Below are 20,460 nucleotides of genomic sequence, written 5' to 3' on the forward strand. Positions count from 1 at the left end.
ATTGTTGGAACAAGTTAATATCCAAAAAATAAATCATTCGTTCTTTAACTAACGGGTGCGATAGTTCAATAAGATTAATTAATCAGTTCTTTGTAGAGTGGCTAAAATGTCACTCTTTTTTCATATTTTTATTAATATAACATTTCCCAAATAAGGTATGATTTCAATGTAATTAATTTGGGAGGTGCTTGTATGTACGAAGGTTTTTGTCCATCGTGACCGTGACCCGTACTTTTGTGTCAGGGATTGCCATTGATTTCACCCTTTTCAAGTTCTTCTATTAACCATCAACGTTAGAATTCACAATTACGTCACGCCTTTCCATTCAATCACCTTTTTTATCATGTTAGAATAAGTGTATCACCTTAGTGGTGATGTCGACAAAAGGGTGCGGAGTTAGTTTGTTCTCTATGTGTATTAAAAATAATTAGTTGTAACAATCCTATCATGCACGATCGTCTGTTAATCCTATAATTAAACCTATAGAAACAATCTTTAGTTTAATAAATCATAATGAATTTGGGTGATGATAATGCAAGGAATAGGTAAAGGACACCCACATGCAATGGGGCATCCTCATGGAATGCGAAATGTAATCGATTATGACAAGAATCCATTTATAGTTATTTGGGAAGTAACAAGAGCTTGTCAACTTAAGTGTGTTCACTGCCGAGCTGATGCACAGCTTACTCCAGACCCACGTGAATTAACACATGCAGAAGGAATCAATTTAATCGATCAAATTTATGAAATGGATAATCCCATGCTCGTCTTTACGGGCGGTGATTGTATGATGAGGGAAGACCATTATGAGCTTGCTGATTATGCAATCAAAAAAGGAATGCGTGTTTCGATGACACCTAGTGCCACAGCAAATGTAACAAAAGAAAAAATGAAACTTTTCAAAGATGTCGGACTTTCACGCTGGGGCTTTAGTTTAGACGGGCCAACACCAGAAATTCATGACCACTTCCGCGGTACACCTGGATCATTTGATCTAACCGTTGAAAAAATAAAATACTTAAATGAATTAGAGATGCCACTGCAGATAAACACCGTAATCTCTCGCTATAATTATGATTCTCTTGAACAAATGTCAAAACTAGTGGCCGAACTTGGCGCTGTCATGTGGTACATATTCTTACTTGTCCCAACCGGCAGAGGTCAAATGGATGCTTGTATCACTCCAGCTGAGCATGAAAAAGTGTTCCGTTGGTTATATGAATTAAGCAAAACCGCACCTTATGATATCAAAACGACTGCAGCACAACATTACCGCAGGGTTGTGTTACAGCAAAAAACACGGGATCAACTGATTGAAAAGGGTGAAATTCATTACGAAGACTCCATTACCACTGATTTTGCTTCCATGCACGATGGTTTAAAGCGGGCACCAAAAGGTGTAAATGACGGGAACGGCTTTGCTTTTGTCTCACATATTGGAGATGTTATGCCGAGTGGATTACTTCCAATCGTTGGAGGAAACATACGAGACACCCCGCTTGCTGAAATTTATCGTGAGGCTAAAGTATTTAAAGAATTACGTCAGCCCGATAATTACAAAGGAAAATGCGGCGTATGTGAATATAACAAAATGTGTGGCGGTTCCCGTTCACGCAGCTATGCAGTAACAGGCGATTATATGGAAAGTGAACCGTACTGCGTCTATATTCCACAAGTAATGAGAAATAAAGAAATAACACCAATCTTATAAGTATATCCATAGGGGCATTCTTTTCATGAGAATGCCTCTATTCTTAGTCAATAATCCTTAGATATTGGAGTTAATAAATTTCCTAAATCATTTTGCAAATAGATCTTTAAAAGTTATGATTAGTTTAGGGATAACGAACATGCTAAGGAGTTAACATGATTAGAACAATTGCAGTAAATCAAACGTATCAATTAATGAGGGATCTTTCCATTGAGGAATTGATGAATGGTGATTTTATCTGGTACTGGGTTGATTTTTATAACCCAACCACCGAAGAAATCGAATTCTTAAGGACCCCCCTTAACTTTCACCCTCTAGCTATAGAGGATTGCATTAATCATTTACAAAGACCTAAGTTGGATTATTATGAGGACTATACTTTTTTTGTGACACAAGCCCTAAATCAACAAACCTTCACGCGCGAAGAGATTGATTTCTTCCTCGGTAAGAACTATATCATTACCTTTCACTACAAACCCTCAGCCGAAATTGAGGAGGTGTGGAAACGATTTGATCAGTCAACAAGTATTAATCGGTGGGATCCTTCCCACGTTTTATACATTATCCTTGATAAAATGGTGGATAATTATTTTCCTCTGGTTTATCAAATTGAGGATATGTTAAATGAAATTGATGAAAATTCAAAAGGGAGAACGATGGAGGCATTGCTCGAGGATTTATTCGACACTAGACATCATCTCCTATCGTTACGGCATACGATTACTCCAATGCGGGACCTTGTTTATCGAATCCTCAACTCTGAACGAATGACTTATATCAATGGGAAAAAAGAATACTTCTCCGATATTCATGATCATTTACTTAAATTAACCGAAATGATTGAGGCAAACCGTGAACTTACCACGGACATCCGCGACAGTTATATCTCACTGAACTCACACCAAACCAATCATGTCATGAAGGTTTTAACTGTGATTACTACGATATTCATGCCACTTTCCTTTATAGCAGGATTGTACGGGATGAATTTTCACTATATGCCTGGATTATCATGGAAATATGGTTTTTTTGCCACGCTGATTTTAATGGTATTAGTTGCCATAGGAATGTCTCTTTGGTTTAAGAAGAAAGGTTGGTTTAAATAAATGGCTAAAAAAAAATGAAAGGACTAGCACCGCTAGTCCTTTCATTTCTAAGATCACTTGCTTATTTCCACTCTTCATAGGCAACAGTTCCGCCTGTTAAATCAATCGTATTCCGCTCACCTTTATAATAGGTTTTCCCGTCTTTTTCGAAAATTAATTTTTCATAGGTATACACTTTTTGCCCATTTTGCAGATGAATAACCACTTTAGGACCTGGATTCTCTATGGGTGCTTCAATTTTTATTGTGTTTTGATAATAGTGACGAAAAACGAAGATACTGGCGGTTAATACCATGCACATGACAATGAAAAAAAATAAACCCTTTAGGAAAGAGTGCTTCGGCTTAGAGTGGTATAATTCAGCTCTGGTCAATTTTTCTCCTCCTGTCATTCATAATACGAAAATAATTTTTCAAATAGTTTGAATACTCCATTCATGCCCAAACCTAGATTTTTTAATCCATTTGAAAAAATTTAACACTTGTTACCTTATGCAGTGCCACTAAAATTGTTGACACTAATCGCTCTTAAACACATGATTTTCATATTTATGTATAATAGTAAGGAATGATTGATCAGAAAGGAGAATTTCTTTGGTAAATACAAATACAAAAGAAACGATGAAATTAATTGCTGATTTAGTCTCGATTCCAAGTCCATCAGGGAATACAAATGAAGTCATTACCTTTGTTGAAAAATACCTTGCCGAGTTACAAATTCACACTTATCGAAATCGTAAAGGCGGGTTAATAGCGACAATTGAGGGGAAGAATTCAAGTAAACACCGCATGCTTACAGCTCATGTTGATACGCTTGGTGCAATGGTAAAGGAAGTAAAAACTAATGGTCGCTTAAAGATTGATTTGATAGGTGGATTTAAGTACAACTCCATTGAAGGAGAATACTGTCAAATTGAAACAAGCGGCGGAAAAAAGATAACTGGAACCATTTTAATGCACCAGACTTCTGTCCATGTCTATAAAGATGCTGGAAAAGCTGAGCGAAACCAAGCCAATATTGAAATTAGACTTGATGAAAAGGTACATAATGCCGAGGAAGTTCGTGCCCTTGGAATTGAAGTTGGAGATTTTGTTTCGTTTGACCCTCGTGTAGAAATAACTCCAAGCGGATACATTAAATCGCGCCACTTGGATGATAAAGCAAGTGTGGCGATCTTGCTTCAATTAATGAAACAAATTAAGATGGAGCATATCAACCTGCCCTATACTACACATTTCTTAATTTCAAACAACGAAGAAATTGGATATGGCGGTAACTCAAATATAACTCCAGAAACAGTCGAGTATTTAGCAGTCGATATGGGTGCAATGGGCGACGGACAGTCAACAGATGAATACACGGTTTCCATCTGTGTTAAAGATGCTAGTGGTCCCTATCATTATGAATTGAGAAAAAATCTAGTTCGTCTAGCTGAAGCGAATAAAATCGAATATAAATTGGATATTTATCCTTTCTATGGTTCCGATGCTTCGGCCGCAATCCGTGCTGGTCATGATATTGTCCATGGTTTAATTGGTCCTGGAATCGATTCGTCACATGCGTTTGAAAGAACGCACGAAACTTCCATTGAAAATACAGCCAAACTACTGTATCATTACGTGCAAGCTGATTTAATCCAGTAGGAGATGAAAATATGTTTTCAAATATAGGTGTACCAGGCTTAATATTGATTTTAATTGTAGCTTTAGTCATCTTTGGTCCAAACAAACTTCCTGAAATAGGCCGTGCCTTTGGCAAATCGATTCGTGAATTTAAAAAAGCGACTGAAGGAATTGCAGAAGACATCAAAGAAGAAATAAAAGAAGATATCCAAGAGACCAAACAAACTAGCATTAATTTAAAGAAGTAATTATATAACTGAGCATATTATCAAAAAAACATCCCCTTCAAAAATTTGTTGGGGATGTTTTTTGATATTTATTTCTTAGAAAAAGCCTGTACTTGATTCATTAATTTTTTCCGGGACTTAGGATTTCGGAGTAGATATGCAGCACCTAAAGCAACGGTAGTCATCATTAAATTTTTTCTTTTCATTGCTAACCTCCTCAGTGTTTGTCATTCTTAAATGTTCCCTTTATGAATTCATTTTAACAACTGTAATTATTTACAATCTGTGTTATAGATCAATGGTGTTTTTGTAACCAATTCGATTGGAGCGGAAGGCGCGAGACTCCTGCGGGAGTACGGGACAGGTGAGACCCTGCAGGCCAGCACCTCGCCGAGGAGGCTCCCCGGAACCGCCGGCGGAAAGCGCAGCGCCTGAAGCGGAAAACAACCTATAAGTTAAACACAGCTAAATAAAAAAACTAATTCTGCTTGAATTAGTTTTTTTATTTAAGCTGGTTATTTTTTTAGTAATTCCTTGATCTTTTCATTATGTTGTTTCGATTGCTCCAGTAATTGATTTAGGAGTAATGCAGCTTGCTTGTTATCTTTCTTTTCAACGGCCAACTTTAATTCATGGAAAGTTTTCCAATGGGACATTTCTTTTCCGCCATGTACTTGTTTAATAAATTCTTCTTTTGTAATCTTTCCTGCATCCAGTTGTTTTTTAAGTTCATCCATTTTTGCTCTTTTTTCTTTTTTCCATTGTTCACGTTTAGCAGCATTCTCAGGACTCATCCATTGGTTGATCAGTGTTTTCTTTTCTGCAAGAACGGCAGTCCATTCTGTCTTTTTATTTGGCGTATACTGGTCCACCCAGGAAAGAAGCATTTTCTGTCTTTCAGCCATCTTTGCTTCCCAATCTTTATGCATCATATGATGATGCCTGTTCTCATGACAATCACATGGGGCTTTTTCCCGTTGTACACCATTGGTGGTATCAGGCGTGGTGTGGTTTGCTGCAGCCATTCCAGGCACTGAAAATAATAATCCTAATGATAAAAGTAACAAATTAAACTTCATAGGGATCTCCTTCCATTTCTGTTATTTCTTATATTCACCTTTTTGGTACGAATTTATCATTCCCAATATGTGAAAAAAAATTTACCAATTTGACAAATTTTTAGTTATAAACCACTTGTGATTTTATTTTAATTCACGTATTCTATAAATATAGAAAATTTGTGAAGAGCTTCACAAATAAAGTTCCGTTTTATTTTTATCATATCATGTGAAATTACTCACAAATCGAAGCCCGTTACCTCTTTAATCTGGGCGGTCCTTATTTAATTGTTAAGCAACACTTTGGCGTAAGCAGTGAACCAGTGAAAGTTACTACGAAACAATAAAGAAATAATTACTTTGTGCTTGTTCCCTTCCAGATGGTCTCCCCGCTTTCTGGAATTTGAATAAAATATCCTTATGAAATAATGCCTTCAATCCCCCAATTAAAGGCAGACAGCCCCAATCCACTAAAATGGAATGGGGCTGTTTTAATTATTTTACGTATTTCCTAAAGCCACTCTAATAATTCAAGACGATTACCAAATGGATCATGAACGTGAATTCTGCTCGCTCCAGGAAGTAAATCGTCTTCTGTAAAGGAGACTCCCTTTTCACGGAGATGTCCCTTTAATTCCTCGATATTTTCAACAACAAAGGCAGGATGTGCTTTTTTAGCTGGTGTAAATGGTTCTTCTACACCGATGTGTAGTTGGAAGGTCCCAAACTCGAACCAAACGCCGCCGCGTTTCTTTAGTTCCGCCGGCTTTTCAACTTCATTTAAGCCTAGTATTCCACCGAAAAATTCCCTTGCTTCTTCTTCACAATCCATAGGGGCAGCAAGTTGAATATGATCAATCTTTTTTATTAAAAATGACATAGACACTCCTCCGTTTGTCAATTCTCCTCTTCCATATTTTATTAATTTTATAAAATTCTTTCAAGTTAGAACTTTCATAATTGGTTTAAATAAATGGTACTATAGCATACCTTAATTTAAAAGGCTATTTCCGTTCAATTCGGAAATAACCTTCTTATTAATAAACATCTCTTCTAGTAAATACAAAAAAGGAAACGAATAAAGCTACAGCCCACCAAACAAAGAGGACTAATATGGAGAATGAAAGATTCATCCCTTCAATTGGCGGTGCGGTTCCTTTCATATAATCCGTTAGCCGTAAATTGACCATAAAAAAATACTTCGCGGATTCCCATGAGGATACCATGTTTGTTAAAATCGCTCCTGAGATTAAAGAGGCAAGCATCACACCCATACCTGCTGCAGTACTACGTATTAACACAGACAGCATAAAGGAGAGGGTACCGACAACAATTGACACAAACCAGACTAGACCAAAATCCATTAATAAAAATTTCCACTGACTTATTAGTTTAACTTCTGAGGTATTTAATCCTGTTTCTGTCACGTTAAATCCAGTTAAGATTGGTGCTCCCCATCCCTTGTAACCAAAAACGAGCCCAGAAATTAAATAGGAAAGAATCCCAGCGATTGCGATGATTAAGGAAATGGCTAAACACAAGGTATAGTATTTACTCAGGAGTACCTTCCACCTTTTGACGGGCCTCGTCAAAAGCAGCTTAATCGATCCTAAGCTATGTTCAGATGACACCAAATCGCTAGCTATTACCATGACCATTAATGGAATAAACAGGTCAATCGAATTCTCCAAGAAGATTCTCATAAACGTTGGTGCCCCAGGTTCAGACGGATTGATATCATGATTCAGATAATATTGCTGCTGCTGTAACGAGATTTGCAGCTGTTTTTTCCATTCATCAGTCATTCGACTGCTGCTTAAGCGATTCGTCGTATCGACAATCTGCTGCTGTAATATGGTTCGCCAATCACTGGTTCCTAATTTTTCACGTTGTGTTTGAACTTGTTTATATTGTGCATATGTAAATAACATGACAAGAACGCCAATAATGATGGCAATAACGATGAGCCGTTTCTTGGCAATCAGCTTCATCATTTCATTCTGAATCAATTTATTCAATCGTGTCACCCCCCGTTAATTCGAGGAATAAATCTTCCAGTACTGGCATTTTGCGATTCATTTCCGTTACTGAAACACCTGCTTCGACAAGCTGTTTATTCCATTGAGGTATCTTTTGTTCATTAAATTCAGTCACGATCGTGCCATCCTCGGATTCTTCGATTTTGGTTAAGGATTGTAATACTTCCCTTCCCCGTTCAAGTGGGTACATATGCCAAATCACGCGTTCGCGATTTGAAAGCAATTGTTTGACCGTATCCGTTCGTATAATCGTCCCTTTGGAAATGATCGCGACTCTATCACATAAAAGTTGAATTTCACTTAATAGATGGCTCGAAACTAAGACACTTAAACCCTCTTCCTCTGCAAGATAGCGAATAAATTGACGCATTTCACGAATTCCAGCAGGGTCCAACCCATTCGTTGGTTCATCAAGAATCAACACCTTTGGTTTTCCCAACAATGCCTGAGCAATACCGAGACGCTGCCGCATCCCTAAGGAATAGGTTTTTACTTTATCATGAATTCTTTCCGTAAGGCCTACAAGATCAGTGACTTCTTTGATTCGTTCTTCTCCGATACCCTCAAGCATTCTCGAAAAATGGAGGAGATTATTATAGCCTGAAAGATATGGATATAATTCTGGATTTTCGACAATACATCCGAGGTTGTTCATCGCCTCCTGGAAATTCCCATCAATATTAGAGCCACAAATAAGAATACTGCCGGATGTTGGTTTGATTAATCCAACGAGCATGCGGATTGTTGTTGTTTTTCCGGCACCATTCGGTCCTAGAAAACCAAATACTTCCCCCTCTCGTAAATCGAACGTTAATCCCTTAATAATTTCCTTTTTACCAATTACCTTTTTTAAATCTTTGACTGCCAGCGTAATTTTTTTCTCCATTGATTTCCACTCCTTACCAGGTGAGCAATGAGGCTACCCGTTCGGCAATTAAACGATACCCTTTTGAATTGGGATGAAACTTGTCTGAATAGAGGTAATCATTTACCTTTAACTCAAACAAGTCGAAAGTTGGCACAAAAACAATTTTTGGAAAAGATGCACTGACTTCAGCACTATCGTAATTCCAGTGGCGGACCACCTTGGACATTTCTTTTCCTTGCTCAAGTTCAATGAAGGGATTATACAAACCAATGAAAAATACATTGGCGTTGCGATTGTTTTTCCGTATTTGTTCAAACACAAATTTTAAATTGTTTAGGTATTTCTTTTCAATGGATGCAATGTCTTGTTTTTCAAAATCGATCAATCCTTGTCCACTGCGGAACAAGTCATTGCCGCCAATCGTCACCAGCACTATATCTGCTTTTTGAATTTGGCGCCCAACTTCGGTTTCTTGAACTTGCTTCCTTAGAGAATCTGATCGTTGACCATTAATGCCAAGGTTTGTCAGTTGGACAGGACGGTTTGTTTTTTTCTTCATTTCATCAACCAAGACACCGACATAACCCTTTCCAGTCTCATCCCCAGTACCGCGAGTCAAGGAATCACCTAGGGCCACAATTGTTAACCCTTTTTTATTTTCCACCTTGGAAACGGTCTTTACTTCCGGAACTTTTTCTGGTTTACCAGCATAATACTCACCGACTGCCCACCCAAGCCCGATTAGCCAGAGAAGGCAAAACAATACAGCTATGCCCGTGATCGACCGTATGACATTCTTATTCATGAAAATAACATCCTTTCTGGCCCTTTCTCAATTTCATTTAATCATAGTTAAGAAATGAATCAAACTTTCAAAACTTATATTTGCTGAAAATTTCTAAAGTGTCGATAATTGTTAACATACATAATAAAAACAAAGGAATCTGCACGAGGATTCCTTTGTTTTTTGTTACTTTATTTGGTCCCCGTTTCCATTACAACATTCCTTAATTTCTTAATCAAATAGATTACTCCTATAAGGATGAACAGGATAATACTAGTAAGAATTAAGTATCGCTTCATGACTTCAAAAAAAGTTTCCCATTGAGGTCCGAGGATTTTCCCTAAAAAAATAAAACTTGAAACCCAAAGGGTCGACCCAATACCTGTATATAGGGTGTAAACCTTTATTGGAACTCGAGTAATTCCGGATAAATAGCCAATAAAATGTCTAAATACTGGGATAAACAATGAAATGATTAACAGTTTATTTCCATATCTTCTTATCCAGTTAGAAATCGCATGTAATCGAGTTGGCTCTAAATGCAGCCGCTTACCATGCTTTTCAAAAAAATGAATACCAAGCCTGCATCCAACCCAATAAGAAAGCAACATACCTAAAGTACTTCCTGCAGCTGAAGCAATAATACTTCCGAACCAATTGAGTTGTTCAATAAAAGATAAAAAACCCGCATATGCCAACATAGCTTCCATCGGGATTGGAAGTGCCAATATTCCTAGCGCAATCGAAAGAAAAAGGACAAGGTATCCATACTCGTTCATGATGGCGGTTAAGATATGCAATGATGATAGCCCCTTTCCCTTTTTAGAATAAATGGCAGTAAACCATACAGATATTTTATCCATTCTTATCTAAACTAGTATTGTTTTAGAAGATTTCGATGGAATTTAATGAAAAAAAGGGTGCACATTGGTATAAAAAATAAGCCGATTTCTAAGAAATCGGCTTATTTCTATGCTATTCTTCTAGGTTCCCCATCGGGCCAAAAAATTCAAAGTGAATTCTGTCTGCTTTTACATCTAGTTCCTTTAAGGAACGATTAATAGCTTTCATGAATGGTACAGGTCCACAGAAATAAAAATCTGCATCCTTGGTATCGATTTTTTCCTTTAACCAATCTCGTGTTACATAGCCTTCAACATCAAAGCGATTATTCACTCGATCCTCTTCTGTAGGTGAATCATAGAAGAAATATGAATTTACGTTTTCAAGTATAGTTACTTCATCTACTTCCTCTCTTAGAGCATGTACATTCCCATTCGCAGCCGCATGGATAAATGTTACCTTTCGTTCTGGCTTGACTTCAGCAATTGTTTTTAACATACTCATCATCGGTGTCAAACCAACCCCGCCACTTAGTAACACGACAGGAGTATTTTTTTCCGTATCTAAAACAAAGTCCCCTGCAGGTGCACTAACTTTTAGAATATCTCCTTGATTCACATTATCATGTAAAAAATTAGACACCATACCGTCTGGATTTTCCGTGCCAGCCTCACGTTTCACACTGATTCGGTAATAATCTTTACCTGGAGCATCTGAAAGGCTGTATTGACGAATATGGGTGAACTTTTCACCAGCTATTTCTAATTTGATACTTATATATTGACCAGGTGTAAAATGAGCAATTGCTTTTTTATCTTCAGGCTTTAAGTAAAACGAGGTAATCACGTCACTTTCAACTACTTTGCGGTCAACTATAAAGTTGCGGAAGCCACTCCAACCGCCTTGTTGATTTTCCGTTTCATCATATAATTCTGCCTCAACACTGATAAAAACATCGGCAATGACATTATACGCTTCTTCCCATGCATTGATAATTTCGTCCGTTGCCGCATCACCGAGCACATCCTTAATCGCTAGTAACAGGTGTTTCCCAACAATCGGATAATGTTCAGGCAAAATTCCAAGGCTTCTGTGCTTTTGGGCAATTTGTTTTACCACCGGAAGAATCGCACCCAGATTATCAATGTACATAGCTGCGGCATAAACCGTTCCAGCCAATGCTTTTTGCTGTCTTCCTTGTTTTTGGTTGGCATGATTAAAGATATTTAATAATTCAGGATGGTTTCCGAACATCAATTGGTAAAATCGAGTAGTGATTGCTTCCCCGTGTTTTTCTAATACAGGTACAGTAGATTTGATGATATTAATGGTTTGTTGATCTAGCATCAATAACACTCCTTATATAATTACTATTTCCATAGTAATTATATGAAATTTAACACAATCAATAAGTGATTTAAATCACAGATTAATATATTTGAATAATTCGAACTATGGCCTTTTGTCACAGAATGTTAACAATTTAACATGACAAATATAACTTGTTGCGTCATTAGCATTCTTGTAATGTGGATGCTAGTTATCAAGAGAGCCTAGTAATTATATAGGCAGCTAGTATCGTTTAGGATAACAAAATTGGAGATATTAATTGGAGGAAGAGGATAGATGAATAAAGCTAAAATTGCGTGGATTACTGACACCACTGCTTCTCTTAGCAAAGAATTTATCGAGCAACATGATATACACGTAGTTCCATTAAACATTGTCATTGACCAAACATCCTATAAGGAAACCATAGATATTACCCAAAAAGAGTTTTACGAGCGTATGAAACAGGAGGATTCGAAATTTCAAACCTCACAGCCGGCGCTCGGTGATTTTGTAGAACTTTATACAAAATTAAAGGAGCATTATGACTTTGGTATCGCAATTCATGCCTCCAGTCTATTATCTGGTACATATCAAACCTCTGTGATGGCAGCGGAAATGGCTGATTTTAAATTGGTTCCGATTGACTCGATGACAGGTTCCTACCCACTCTCTTATTTACTAAAAAGAGGTATTGAACTAGTGGAAAAAGGACATGAAATCAGCGAAATTGTGGAGGAACTTAATGGCCTGCGCGAGGACACTCGCTTATATTTAGTCCCTTCCAATTTAGATCAACTCAAAAAAAGCGGCAGAGTCTCTAGCGGCCAAGCAATTTTGGCTTCATTATTTAATATAAAGCCTATTTTAGCAATTGAAGAAGGCGGCGCTAAGATAAAAGATAAGGTTCGAACCGAAAAAAAGGCACTGGCCTGGCTGATTAATAACTTAAAAATCGACCTGGCAACCAAGAGTGTCAAAAAAGCTGCTATTGTTCATGCAAATGATATCGATCGCGCTGCTGAGCTAGAAAAATTAGTCAACGAAACATTCCCGGATATTGAAACTGAAAAAATGATGCTGATAACCGTTGCTGGAGTGCATACGGGGGTTGGCACGCTAGGACTTTCGTGGGTTGGCGAATAAAGAAAAAAGGGCTGACGGTTCTAAACAGCACCCGAATTGTTAGACAAAACTAACAATTCGGGTGCTGCTCATTCTCAGTCCTTTTTTTCTTTGTGTATATATACTTATACTCCATTTCAAAAATATGTTAGTATTTTCCACCAACTTAATCTATTATTTTGTATAATAGGTTTAATAAAATAACATGAAATGGATTTGAATGAATGAAAAATAGGAAAAGAGTGTTTATATTGATTGGAGTGCTTGTTACTTTGGGGTTGATTTATATTGGCTTTTTACAATTTAAAATTAGTCAATATAGTCATAAAGAGGTACCTAAAAATGCAGACTATTTGATTGTTCTTGGGGCAAGGGTTAAAGGAACAGTCCCTTCCTTGGCGTTTGCGAGTCGAATAAATGCTGCTGGTGATTATTTAAAGAAAAACAAAAAGACACTTGTGATAGCCTCAGGAGGAAAAGGGCAAGGTGAAGATATATCCGAAGCGGACTCGATCAGAAGAGAACTTGTGAAGCAAGGAATAAGCGAGACTCGGATTATCTTAGAAGATCAATCTACTGATACATATGAAAATATTAATTTTTCAAAAAGGCTTATTCCTGAGGGGGCAAAGCATGGTCTAGTGGTTACAAATAAATTTCATCTCTACCGAGCGGTCTCAATTGCCCGTGACAATGACTTAGAGGTGCAGGGACTCCCAGCAGAAACTCCTTGGATTGCTGTGGTAAAATCCTATTCCCGCGAGTATTTGGCGATTACAAAATTCTATCTAAAAAGATATATTTTTGACTAAAACAAAGAGTACTGAATCTTTCAGTACTCTTTGTTCATTAATTTTGGGTTATTTTTGCATAAATACATGTATCTCGTAAATCTTGACTATTTGCAGAAATTTCATCATTTTGTAAAATGCCTTCTAAGGTAAATCCTAATCGTTCAGGAATGGCCCGGCTTTTGATATTTTTGGAGTCACAACGAATTTCAACCCGCTTTGCATTAAGTTCGTTAAAGGCAAATTTAGTTATCGCCTCTGCTGCTTCCGTGATATACCCCTTCCTGCTAAAGCGCGTATCAATCCAGTAGCCAATCTCAAACTTTGGGATCATCCAATTGATTCGATGCATACCTGATGAACCAATGAATTCCATTGTTTCTCGATGAAATATATGTAACCTCAAATCCTCACGGGTTAAAAACTTAGCATGTGCCTCACGTATATTTGCTTCAACATCTTCCTCGGTTTGCTCGCGATGCGCCCAAGGCATCCATTCTTTTAGTTCATGTAACGATGCCTGCATGGCTTGGTAAACAGCTTTACCATCTCCAGGCAGCGGCATGCGTATGAATAATCTTTCTGTATAAAATTGATCTGGAAATTCTAATAGTATTGGTTTCATCATTTTGACCTCCTTCTGAATATAAACAATTCGCTATTTTAATTGTAATTCCTTTTTCTGTTGGAGTGCAGGGATTAGGATAGCTAATTAGAATAGGAATTTCGCCCGTTGAATCTAAAAATTCGCTGATAGACTGAAAATTTTCCTATCGATTAAAAATTCGCTCATTAGTCCAAGAAATTCGCCCATTGAACGGAAAAATTCGCTCATTAAACTTCATAATTCGCTCATAAATAAATTTTGTCCTCCAATAGGATACAAATTTTATAAAAAAGACCCTTCCCAATAAGGAAGAGCCTCCGAAATGCTATTTTTAGTATGCTTTTGCCCAATAAACCATCTTGTCTGCATCATTTCCACAGCATACACACTTATCTGATACCTTTTCTTGCTCGAATGGCATACATCTTGATGTTGCCCCTGTATCTTCTTTGATTTTTTCCTCACATGCTAACTCGCCACACCACATTGCCTTAATAAAACCTGGTTTAGCTTCGAGTGTTTCCTTTAACTCATCAAGTGTTAAAGCAACGGATGTTCTTTCTTCACGATGATTCAGTGCTTTATTATATAAATTTGTTTGAATGTCATCTAGTAATTCGACAAGCTTTGTTTCTAATTGATCCAATGGTACGAACACTTTCTCTAAAGTATCGCGTCTTACTAGGACCACTTGCTTGTTTTCAATATCTTTAGGACCAACCTCAAGACGGACTGGAATACCTTTCATTTCGTACTCATTGAACTTCCAGCCTGGCTTTTTATCACTGGCATCGATGTCAACACGTGCAACTTTCCCAAGCGACTTTTTCAAATCATAGGCAAAATCAAGAACGCCTTCTTTATGCTGTGCAATTGGCACAATCATGACTTGAGTTGGTGCTGCTTTTGGTGGAATTACTAGGCCGCGGTCGTCGCCGTGAACCATGATTAAGGCTCCGATAATCCTTGTTGTAAAGCCCCAAGATGTTTGATGCACGTATTGTAGCTTTCCTTCTTTATCTGTGTATTGAATGTTAAACGCTTCCGCAAATCCAGTACCAAAGTGGTGAGACGTACCCGATTGCAAGGCTTTCCCATCATGCATTAAGCTTTCAATGGTAAAAGTAGCTTTTGCCCCGGCAAATTTTTCTTTTTCCGTTTTTTGTCCTTTTACAACAGGAATGGCTAGGATTTCTTCACATACAGCCGCATATACATTAAGCATTTTAATGGTTTCTTCCATTGCTTCTTCATCCGTTGCATGTGCCGTATGGCCTTCCTGCCATAAAAACTCTAATGTCCGTAAGAATGGACGAGTTGTTTTCTCCCAACGGACAACGTTTGCCCATTGGTTATAGAGTTTTGGCAGATCACGGTAAGAATGAATAATGTTGCTATAATGCTCACAGAAAAGCACCTCTGATGTTGGACGGACCACTAAACGTTCTGCAAGTGGTTCAGACCCGCCATGTGTAACCCACGCCACTTCAGGTGCGAAACCTTCAACGTGGTCTTTTTCTTTTTGGAGCAAGCTTTCAGGAATAAACAATGGCATATAAACATTTTCATGCCCAGTTTCTTTAATGCGGCGATCGAGCTCATTTTTGATATTATCCCATAAAGCATAGCCATAAGGACGGATAATCATTGAACCACGAACGCTAGAATAATCAATCAAATCAGCTTTTGTAACGACATCTGTATACCACTGGGCGAAATCATCGTCCATCGCCGTAACATCTTTAACAAATTCTTTTGCCATGTTGGACACCTCATTCATTTTTTTAAATAAGGCTGTGTTAAACTGGGCTGTTGATTTCCGCTCCACTTGGCTACAAAATCAACAATGTTCTTTAACATAGCCTAAAATAAAGATACGGGCCCTTACCGCTTTTGAAACATAAAAAGGCCTTGATCCTAAAAAGGGACCAAGGCCTGGCGGTACCACCCTAAATTCATAAAGCAAAATGCTTTATACTCTTTCCATGATAACGGACATTATCCGCATGTATCTTCAAATTGATCCGATACAGAACTCAGGAGGCAGGTTCAAATGACCGTCTTAAGAAACCTCACACCTTTGGTTTCCTCTCTTGGTAAGACCACTTCACTTTACTAATCCCCGTCACAGTTTCAATAGTATTTTTTGAAAATTATATATTTCAAAATAGAAAAAGTCAATTTATTTATGGAATATTTTGCTGATGTGAGCAAAATGCCATCGAACTCCCTTTCGTCGAGAGGTTAAATCGGTTAAAATGCTAATAATCAGAAAAAAACGGGGTGGTTCACATGGAAAAAGAGAAAGATGATCTTCAAAAAGAAGAGGAAGAAAAAGAATTTTTGCTTGAATATATTAAGATGCAAAATGAAGCGATGAAAAGAATTTATAAAAATTCCTTAGATAAAGAAAATAAAGAATAGCCGAATCTCCTTAAAATACTCATCCGTTAACTACCTCAATATTATTCATAAAACGTTCATATAAATCACTGAATATACAAATTTGAATCGGATATTTGCATTTATAATACTCTTATGGTGTTAATCATTTATACATAAGAGGAGATAAAATATGAATCTATTTGCGATTATTTCGGCAATTATTGTTGCCATCGGGACCGGATATTCAATCTATTCTGTTTACCGTAATAAAAATAAACTAGCTAACACATCTGGGATGATGATAAGCATAGTCATTGCCGTTATTACTGGTCTCCTAACTGGCAGTACCATTGGAATCATTTCTGGTGAGACATTTCTAGTCGTCGGAGTCAGTATGATTATTGGTTTTGTCATCGGTTTTTTAGCTGGACACCCCGTTGGGATATTGGCCATCCTAATGGCTTCTATATCTGGATTAATGGGCGGAATCATTGGAGCCATTCTTGGTGTCTTCCTTCAGTTTATCAACCCCACTATTTTACTTGGAATTTTGTTAGGATTTTATATTTTAATTATCGGATTCGTTATTATGTTTATATTCGTAGAATCCAATAATAAAGTAACGATTGATACACAGGAACTCTCCCCCTTTGCAATCATTGCTGGAGGAGTAGTACTGGTATCGCTGTTTCTATTTATGTATAGCAGTGATTTAGTGGAAATTCCAGGCCAAAGTAAAACAACGCAAACTAAATCGGCACAGACAGCGACTAGTCTAGAGACTCCCAAAATGGAAATTGATGTAACCCAAGAAAGCAAGCCACTTGTTAAAATGAAAGTAATGACACAGGGATACTCCCCTAATGTGATTCGGGTCAAAAAAGGGGTGCCTGTTGAACTAGAAATAAACAATCCACTTGATAGTAGTAATTGTATTTCCACCTTTATGATTCCTGATTTTAATATAAACAATGTCAACTTAAAAACTGGTACAACAAATCTAACCTTCACTCCTGATAAAACAGGCGAATATACATTTAGCTGCGGGATGCAAATGTTTAAAGGGACGATTATTGTAGAGTAAGCATATCAAAAAGCACACGAGATTGATTCGTGTGCTTTTACATTATGAATCTATTCAAATATGTTTTCTGCTTGCCGTTTCTTTCGCTTATTTTCATCAGAGAGAACTTTAATCGAAAGATAAATACCCGTGCCAGTTAAAATCATCAAGGCAACCGCAATTAAATCTATTAACCATTTTACATTTGTATTCCCAATTCTACCTTCATGCAGGCCACGGATTGTGGACATAATCGAACCTTGACCCATCCCTTGTCCGCGGAAACCTTCAGGAAGGTTTCCATTGCCTCCAAATCCACGCTGCCCTTGAAATTGATCATTTCCGTTTGTTCCGTTCTGACCATTAGCTTGTCCTCTAAATTGGCCAGAATTTTGTTCATTTCCTTGCATAAAACCACCATTCATTCCTTGTGAACGTTGTCCTTGGTTAAATTGACCGGGTTGGAAATTCCCGCGCATGCCTTCCATTTGTGTTTGGCCAATTAACCAAGGTTCATTCATCAGCAGGCCTGTTAAGGACTCAATAAAGATGAAAATGGAGGCTATCAAGCCAATCCAAAGATGTGCCCTTCTCGTTTTTTTCATTTTAAGGAATTCTCCCTTCAGTTTTACATGTCGTAAAGTGTTGTGTTCAATTTATTGATATCAAACACATTATGAAGGGCTTTCCTTAAGATTTTCTTAAGAATCAGATGCTTGAACCGACACTATTTCATAAGACTCTGTTAAACTGCCCGGTGTTTTCCCCTCCAGGCACTCAGCACCGTGCGGGCGGTCAGGGTCCCTCGGCGCATGACGTGCCTGATGGGACCCGCTTTTCCCGCAGGAGTCTCACGACTTCCGATACAATCAACATTGTGGAAAAATCAACAATTGCCTTTCATAGAAAAAACCCAAAAATCAATTTTTTTGGGTCCTTGGAAAAATAATTTCAATTGTTGTTCCTTTGCCGAGGGTGCTATGCACCTTGGTCTTACCATGATGTTTCTCGATAATCCATTTCGCAATCGATAGACCTAATCCAGTACCTTCTGCAGCAGTCCTTGCTTTATCACTCTGATAGAAACGATCAAAGATTTTTGGAATATCATTTTCAGGAATCCCGATTCCGGTATCCTTTATTTTAAAAAAGATGGAAGAGTGATTTTGTGAACATGAAAGCAGTATTTTCCCGCCCTCTTTGGTATATTTCATAGCATTGTCCAATAAAATGACGATTAACTGATGAATACGTGCTTTATCAGCAAAAAATCTAACAGGTTCAGCTTCTAGCAATTGGAGGGACTTATCTTGATACAGTGCAATTTCCTCGTAATGTTGTAGAATCTCTTTCAAAAGTTCGTCAAGTTGAAATACTTCCTTCTTGACTTCAATTTGATCAGAATCCGATCGCGCCAGTGTTAATAAGTTCGTCACTAATTTAGAAAGTCGTCTTGATTCATTTGAAATGGTTGAGACGTCAATAATTTTTTCCTGGATGGTTGCATTAGGGGCTCTAAATAGTAAATCCGTTTTTGCTTGGATGACCGCTAATGGTGTCCGTAACTCATGCGATGCATCGGACACAAACTCTGTTTGCTTATGCCAGGCTTTTTTTATGGGGACAAGTGCTCTTCCTGCTAAAAAATACCCAGAAGCGACTGCACAAATGATTCCAACCCCCATACCAATTAACATAATCAACAATAGCCTGTCCAATAATTCTTGTTCCGAGTTAACATTGCGGATGAATTGAACGGTTATTTTTCCTAACTGAGGATGATTTACTTCAAAAGCAATATACCTAAACGAGAAATGTTCTACATCCACGTCCGTTAACGTATTTAATTCTGTTGGACGGATCCGTTTCTCATTATCTGCGAAAATCTCCGCATCTCGGTTTTGTTCCAATAAAAGCTGATTGTTTTTATCCCAGAGTAGGGTTAAAATCCGTGGATCTCTCCTAATAAATCTTGGAAATTGCCCCCCATTCCCCTCATGAACTTCACCTGGTCCAGCCAGCAGCTGTTGAAAATGTTCAATCGATTCCAGCAGTGATTGGTTAACATCTTTATATAATTTATTATCTGTGTAAAAATAAATGACGGTTCCAAGGATGCTAATAAGGACGATAAATACTAATGAATTAAGAAATGTCAATTTAATAAGTGTCTGCCGAAACATTTGTACTCCTATTCTTCGTTTAACATATAGCCAACGCCACGAATGGTTTTAATAACAGTATGGTAACCTGATGGTTCTAGTTTTTTTCGAAGATGGTGCATGAATACCTCAACAATTGCGATGGTTGTATCTGAATCAAAGCCCCATACCCGGTCATAGATTTGTTCTTTTGTAAGAATTGCCCCTTTATTTTGAATTAGAAATTCTAGCAGTTCGTATTGCTTTGCCGTGAGTTTTATTTGAGAGCCATCAACAACAATGTCTCTTTCCTTTCCTAACAATTCGATCCCGCGATACTGAATTGTTTGATTGGTTGTTAAGCTTCCGCTTCTTCTTAACAAGGCACGGATTCTGGCCTTTAACTCTGCAGCTTGGAACGGCTTCACTAAATAATCATCACCGCCGCTATCGAGTCCCTGGACCCGATCTTCGAGCGAATCTCTAGCAGTAAGGAACAGGACTGGTATTTTTAAGCCTTCCTTCCGAATCGTTCGTAACACTTCAAATCCATCGATTTCAGGAATCATGACATCTAACACAATCACATCATGTATATTCTGCATCGCCAAAAACAAGGCGTCCTCTCCATTGGTTGCTTGATCCACTTCAAACTCATCCGATAAAAGCTGAACAATTGAATCTAATAATGACAAATTATCCTCAACAACTAATATACGCATATCTATCTCTCCTATTTATAAAAAGGAATATATTAT

Annotated in this window: 21 protein-coding genes and 1 other annotated feature; of the genes, 8 read left to right on the forward strand and 13 right to left on the reverse strand. The window is 37.7% G+C overall.

Features of this window, described 5'->3' with window-relative positions; all coding sequences use genetic code 11:
* The first annotated feature begins 532 nt into the window (after positions 1-532).
* Positions 533-1,714 (forward strand): TIGR04053 family radical SAM/SPASM domain-containing protein, encoded by a 1,182-nt coding sequence (locus tag KW850_RS05395; protein WP_374226277.1) that lies wholly within the window; start codon positions 533-535, stop codon positions 1,712-1,714.
* Positions 1,715-1,869: 155 nt separating this feature from the next.
* On the forward strand, positions 1,870-2,820 hold the full coding sequence (corA, locus tag KW850_RS05400; protein WP_218346534.1) for a magnesium/cobalt transporter CorA: 951 nt from the start codon (positions 1,870-1,872) through the stop codon (positions 2,818-2,820).
* 61 nt (positions 2,821-2,881) lie between these two features.
* On the opposite strand, the gene KW850_RS05405 is transcribed toward corA, so the two are convergent.
* Entirely contained in the window at positions 2,882-3,193 is a 312-nt protein-coding gene (locus tag KW850_RS05405) for a hypothetical protein (protein ID WP_256358093.1), read from the reverse strand.
* 247 nt (positions 3,194-3,440) lie between these two features.
* On the opposite strand from KW850_RS05405, the gene KW850_RS05410 reads away from it, so the two are divergent.
* Together KW850_RS05410 and KW850_RS05415 are read left to right on the forward strand one after the other, a co-directional pair.
* Positions 3,441-4,463 (forward strand): M42 family metallopeptidase, encoded by a 1,023-nt coding sequence (locus KW850_RS05410; RefSeq protein ID WP_218346617.1) that lies wholly within the window; start codon positions 3,441-3,443, stop codon positions 4,461-4,463.
* Positions 4,464-4,474: 11 nt separating this feature from the next.
* Positions 4,475-4,690, forward strand: a complete 216-nt coding sequence (locus KW850_RS05415) for a twin-arginine translocase TatA/TatE family subunit (RefSeq protein WP_218346536.1) — start codon at positions 4,475-4,477, stop codon at positions 4,688-4,690.
* A 494-nt stretch (positions 4,691-5,184) separates the two neighbouring features.
* Here the strand turns inward: KW850_RS05415 and KW850_RS05420 are convergent, their stop codons facing one another.
* The 7 genes from KW850_RS05420 to hmpA form a co-directional block, all read right to left on the reverse strand.
* Positions 5,185-5,748, reverse strand: a complete 564-nt coding sequence (locus KW850_RS05420) for a hypothetical protein (protein WP_218346537.1) — start codon at positions 5,746-5,748, stop codon at positions 5,185-5,187.
* A 490-nt stretch (positions 5,749-6,238) separates the two neighbouring features.
* The gene (locus tag KW850_RS05425; protein ID WP_218346538.1) at positions 6,239-6,607 is read right to left on the reverse strand and encodes a VOC family protein; all 369 of its coding nucleotides are present in this window, start codon (positions 6,605-6,607) and stop codon (positions 6,239-6,241) included.
* 157 nt (positions 6,608-6,764) lie between these two features.
* The gene (locus tag KW850_RS05430) at positions 6,765-7,745 is read right to left on the reverse strand and encodes an ABC transporter permease subunit (protein ID WP_218346539.1); all 981 of its coding nucleotides are present in this window, start codon (positions 7,743-7,745) and stop codon (positions 6,765-6,767) included.
* Entirely contained in the window at positions 7,738-8,652 is a 915-nt protein-coding gene (locus KW850_RS05435) for an ABC transporter ATP-binding protein (protein WP_218346540.1), read from the reverse strand. The genes KW850_RS05430 and KW850_RS05435 overlap by 8 nt, the downstream gene beginning before the upstream one ends.
* Positions 8,653-8,665: 13 nt before the next feature.
* Positions 8,666-9,439 carry an SGNH/GDSL hydrolase family protein gene (locus KW850_RS05440; protein ID WP_218346541.1) on the reverse strand — a complete coding sequence of 258 codons (774 nt, stop codon included), beginning with the start codon at positions 9,437-9,439 and terminating at the stop codon, positions 8,666-8,668.
* A gap of 170 nt (positions 9,440-9,609) precedes the next feature.
* On the reverse strand, positions 9,610-10,218 hold the full coding sequence (locus tag KW850_RS05445; RefSeq protein WP_218346542.1) for a DedA family protein: 609 nt from the start codon (positions 10,216-10,218) through the stop codon (positions 9,610-9,612).
* Between the two features lie 175 nt (positions 10,219-10,393).
* Positions 10,394-11,608 (reverse strand): NO-inducible flavohemoprotein, encoded by a 1,215-nt coding sequence (hmpA, locus tag KW850_RS05450; protein ID WP_218346543.1) that lies wholly within the window; start codon positions 11,606-11,608, stop codon positions 10,394-10,396.
* Positions 11,609-11,887: 279 nt separating this feature from the next.
* Here hmpA and KW850_RS05455 point away from each other — a divergent pair, with 279 nt between their 5' ends.
* Positions 11,888-12,736, forward strand: coding sequence for a DegV family protein (locus KW850_RS05455; protein ID WP_218346544.1), 849 nt, complete (start codon positions 11,888-11,890; stop codon positions 12,734-12,736).
* Between the two features lie 203 nt (positions 12,737-12,939).
* Positions 12,940-13,527 (forward strand): YdcF family protein, encoded by a 588-nt coding sequence (locus KW850_RS05460; RefSeq protein WP_218346545.1) that lies wholly within the window; start codon positions 12,940-12,942, stop codon positions 13,525-13,527.
* Positions 13,528-13,564: 37 nt separating this feature from the next.
* On the opposite strand, the gene KW850_RS05465 is transcribed toward KW850_RS05460, so the two are convergent.
* Together KW850_RS05465 and proS are read right to left on the reverse strand one after the other, a co-directional pair.
* The gene (locus KW850_RS05465) at positions 13,565-14,131 is read right to left on the reverse strand and encodes a GNAT family N-acetyltransferase (RefSeq protein ID WP_218346546.1); all 567 of its coding nucleotides are present in this window, start codon (positions 14,129-14,131) and stop codon (positions 13,565-13,567) included.
* Positions 14,132-14,444: 313 nt separating this feature from the next.
* A complete protein-coding gene (gene proS, locus KW850_RS05470) occupies positions 14,445-15,875 on the reverse strand; it encodes a proline--tRNA ligase (protein ID WP_218346547.1) in 1,431 nt (476 codons plus the stop codon).
* Positions 15,876-16,033: 158 nt separating this feature from the next.
* Positions 16,034-16,251 (reverse strand) — a binding site (T-box leader).
* A 154-nt stretch (positions 16,252-16,405) separates the two neighbouring features.
* On the opposite strand from proS, the gene KW850_RS33150 reads away from it, so the two are divergent.
* A complete protein-coding gene (locus KW850_RS33150; protein ID WP_256358094.1) occupies positions 16,406-16,537 on the forward strand; it encodes a hypothetical protein in 132 nt (43 codons plus the stop codon).
* Between the two features lie 151 nt (positions 16,538-16,688).
* On the forward strand, positions 16,689-17,582 hold the full coding sequence (locus KW850_RS05475) for a cupredoxin domain-containing protein (RefSeq protein WP_218346548.1): 894 nt from the start codon (positions 16,689-16,691) through the stop codon (positions 17,580-17,582).
* Positions 17,583-17,632: 50 nt separating this feature from the next.
* Here the strand turns inward: KW850_RS05475 and KW850_RS05480 are convergent, their stop codons facing one another.
* From KW850_RS05480 to KW850_RS05490, 3 genes are all read right to left on the reverse strand, one after another.
* Entirely contained in the window at positions 17,633-18,166 is a 534-nt protein-coding gene (locus KW850_RS05480; RefSeq protein ID WP_218346549.1) for a PepSY-associated TM helix domain-containing protein, read from the reverse strand.
* A gap of 315 nt (positions 18,167-18,481) precedes the next feature.
* Positions 18,482-19,744: a sensor histidine kinase gene (locus tag KW850_RS05485; RefSeq protein WP_218346550.1), complete on the reverse strand. Its 1,263-nt coding sequence runs from the start codon at positions 19,742-19,744 to the stop codon at positions 18,482-18,484.
* 8 nt (positions 19,745-19,752) lie between these two features.
* The gene (locus tag KW850_RS05490) at positions 19,753-20,424 is read right to left on the reverse strand and encodes a response regulator transcription factor (protein ID WP_218346551.1); all 672 of its coding nucleotides are present in this window, start codon (positions 20,422-20,424) and stop codon (positions 19,753-19,755) included.
* Positions 20,425-20,460 lie beyond the last annotated feature (36 nt).

The sequence above is a fragment of the Bacillus sp. sid0103 genome (assembly GCF_019219025.1).

Excerpts from the sequence above, each read along its gene's own strand:
- proS (WP_218346547.1), bottom strand. The coding sequence starts at position 15,875 with ATGGCAAAAGAATTTGTTAAAGATGTTACGGCGATGGACGATGATTTC.
- KW850_RS05490 (WP_218346551.1), bottom strand. The coding sequence starts at position 20,424 with ATGCGTATATTAGTTGTTGAGGATAATTTGTCATTATTAGATTCAATT.
- KW850_RS05465 (WP_218346546.1), bottom strand. The coding sequence starts at position 14,131 with ATGAAACCAATACTATTAGAATTTCCAGATCAATTTTATACAGAAAGA.
- KW850_RS05455 (WP_218346544.1), top strand. The coding sequence starts at position 11,888 with ATGAATAAAGCTAAAATTGCGTGGATTACTGACACCACTGCTTCTCTT.
- KW850_RS05485 (WP_218346550.1), bottom strand. The coding sequence starts at position 19,744 with ATGTTTCGGCAGACACTTATTAAATTGACATTTCTTAATTCATTAGTA.
- KW850_RS05475 (WP_218346548.1), top strand. The coding sequence starts at position 16,689 with ATGAATCTATTTGCGATTATTTCGGCAATTATTGTTGCCATCGGGACC.
- KW850_RS05395 (WP_374226277.1), top strand. The coding sequence starts at position 533 with ATGCAAGGAATAGGTAAAGGACACCCACATGCAATGGGGCATCCTCAT.
- KW850_RS05410 (WP_218346617.1), top strand. The coding sequence starts at position 3,441 with ATGAAATTAATTGCTGATTTAGTCTCGATTCCAAGTCCATCAGGGAAT.
- KW850_RS05420 (WP_218346537.1), bottom strand. The coding sequence starts at position 5,748 with ATGAAGTTTAATTTGTTACTTTTATCATTAGGATTATTATTTTCAGTG.
- hmpA (WP_218346543.1), bottom strand. The coding sequence starts at position 11,608 with ATGCTAGATCAACAAACCATTAATATCATCAAATCTACTGTACCTGTA.
- KW850_RS05415 (WP_218346536.1), top strand. The coding sequence starts at position 4,475 with ATGTTTTCAAATATAGGTGTACCAGGCTTAATATTGATTTTAATTGTA.
- KW850_RS05435 (WP_218346540.1), bottom strand. The coding sequence starts at position 8,652 with ATGGAGAAAAAAATTACGCTGGCAGTCAAAGATTTAAAAAAGGTAATT.
- KW850_RS05480 (WP_218346549.1), bottom strand. The coding sequence starts at position 18,166 with ATGAAAAAAACGAGAAGGGCACATCTTTGGATTGGCTTGATAGCCTCC.
- KW850_RS05440 (WP_218346541.1), bottom strand. The coding sequence starts at position 9,439 with ATGAATAAGAATGTCATACGGTCGATCACGGGCATAGCTGTATTGTTT.
- corA (WP_218346534.1), top strand. The coding sequence starts at position 1,870 with ATGATTAGAACAATTGCAGTAAATCAAACGTATCAATTAATGAGGGAT.
- KW850_RS05460 (WP_218346545.1), top strand. The coding sequence starts at position 12,940 with ATGAAAAATAGGAAAAGAGTGTTTATATTGATTGGAGTGCTTGTTACT.
- KW850_RS05425 (WP_218346538.1), bottom strand. The coding sequence starts at position 6,607 with ATGTCATTTTTAATAAAAAAGATTGATCATATTCAACTTGCTGCCCCT.
- KW850_RS33150 (WP_256358094.1), top strand. The coding sequence starts at position 16,406 with ATGGAAAAAGAGAAAGATGATCTTCAAAAAGAAGAGGAAGAAAAAGAA.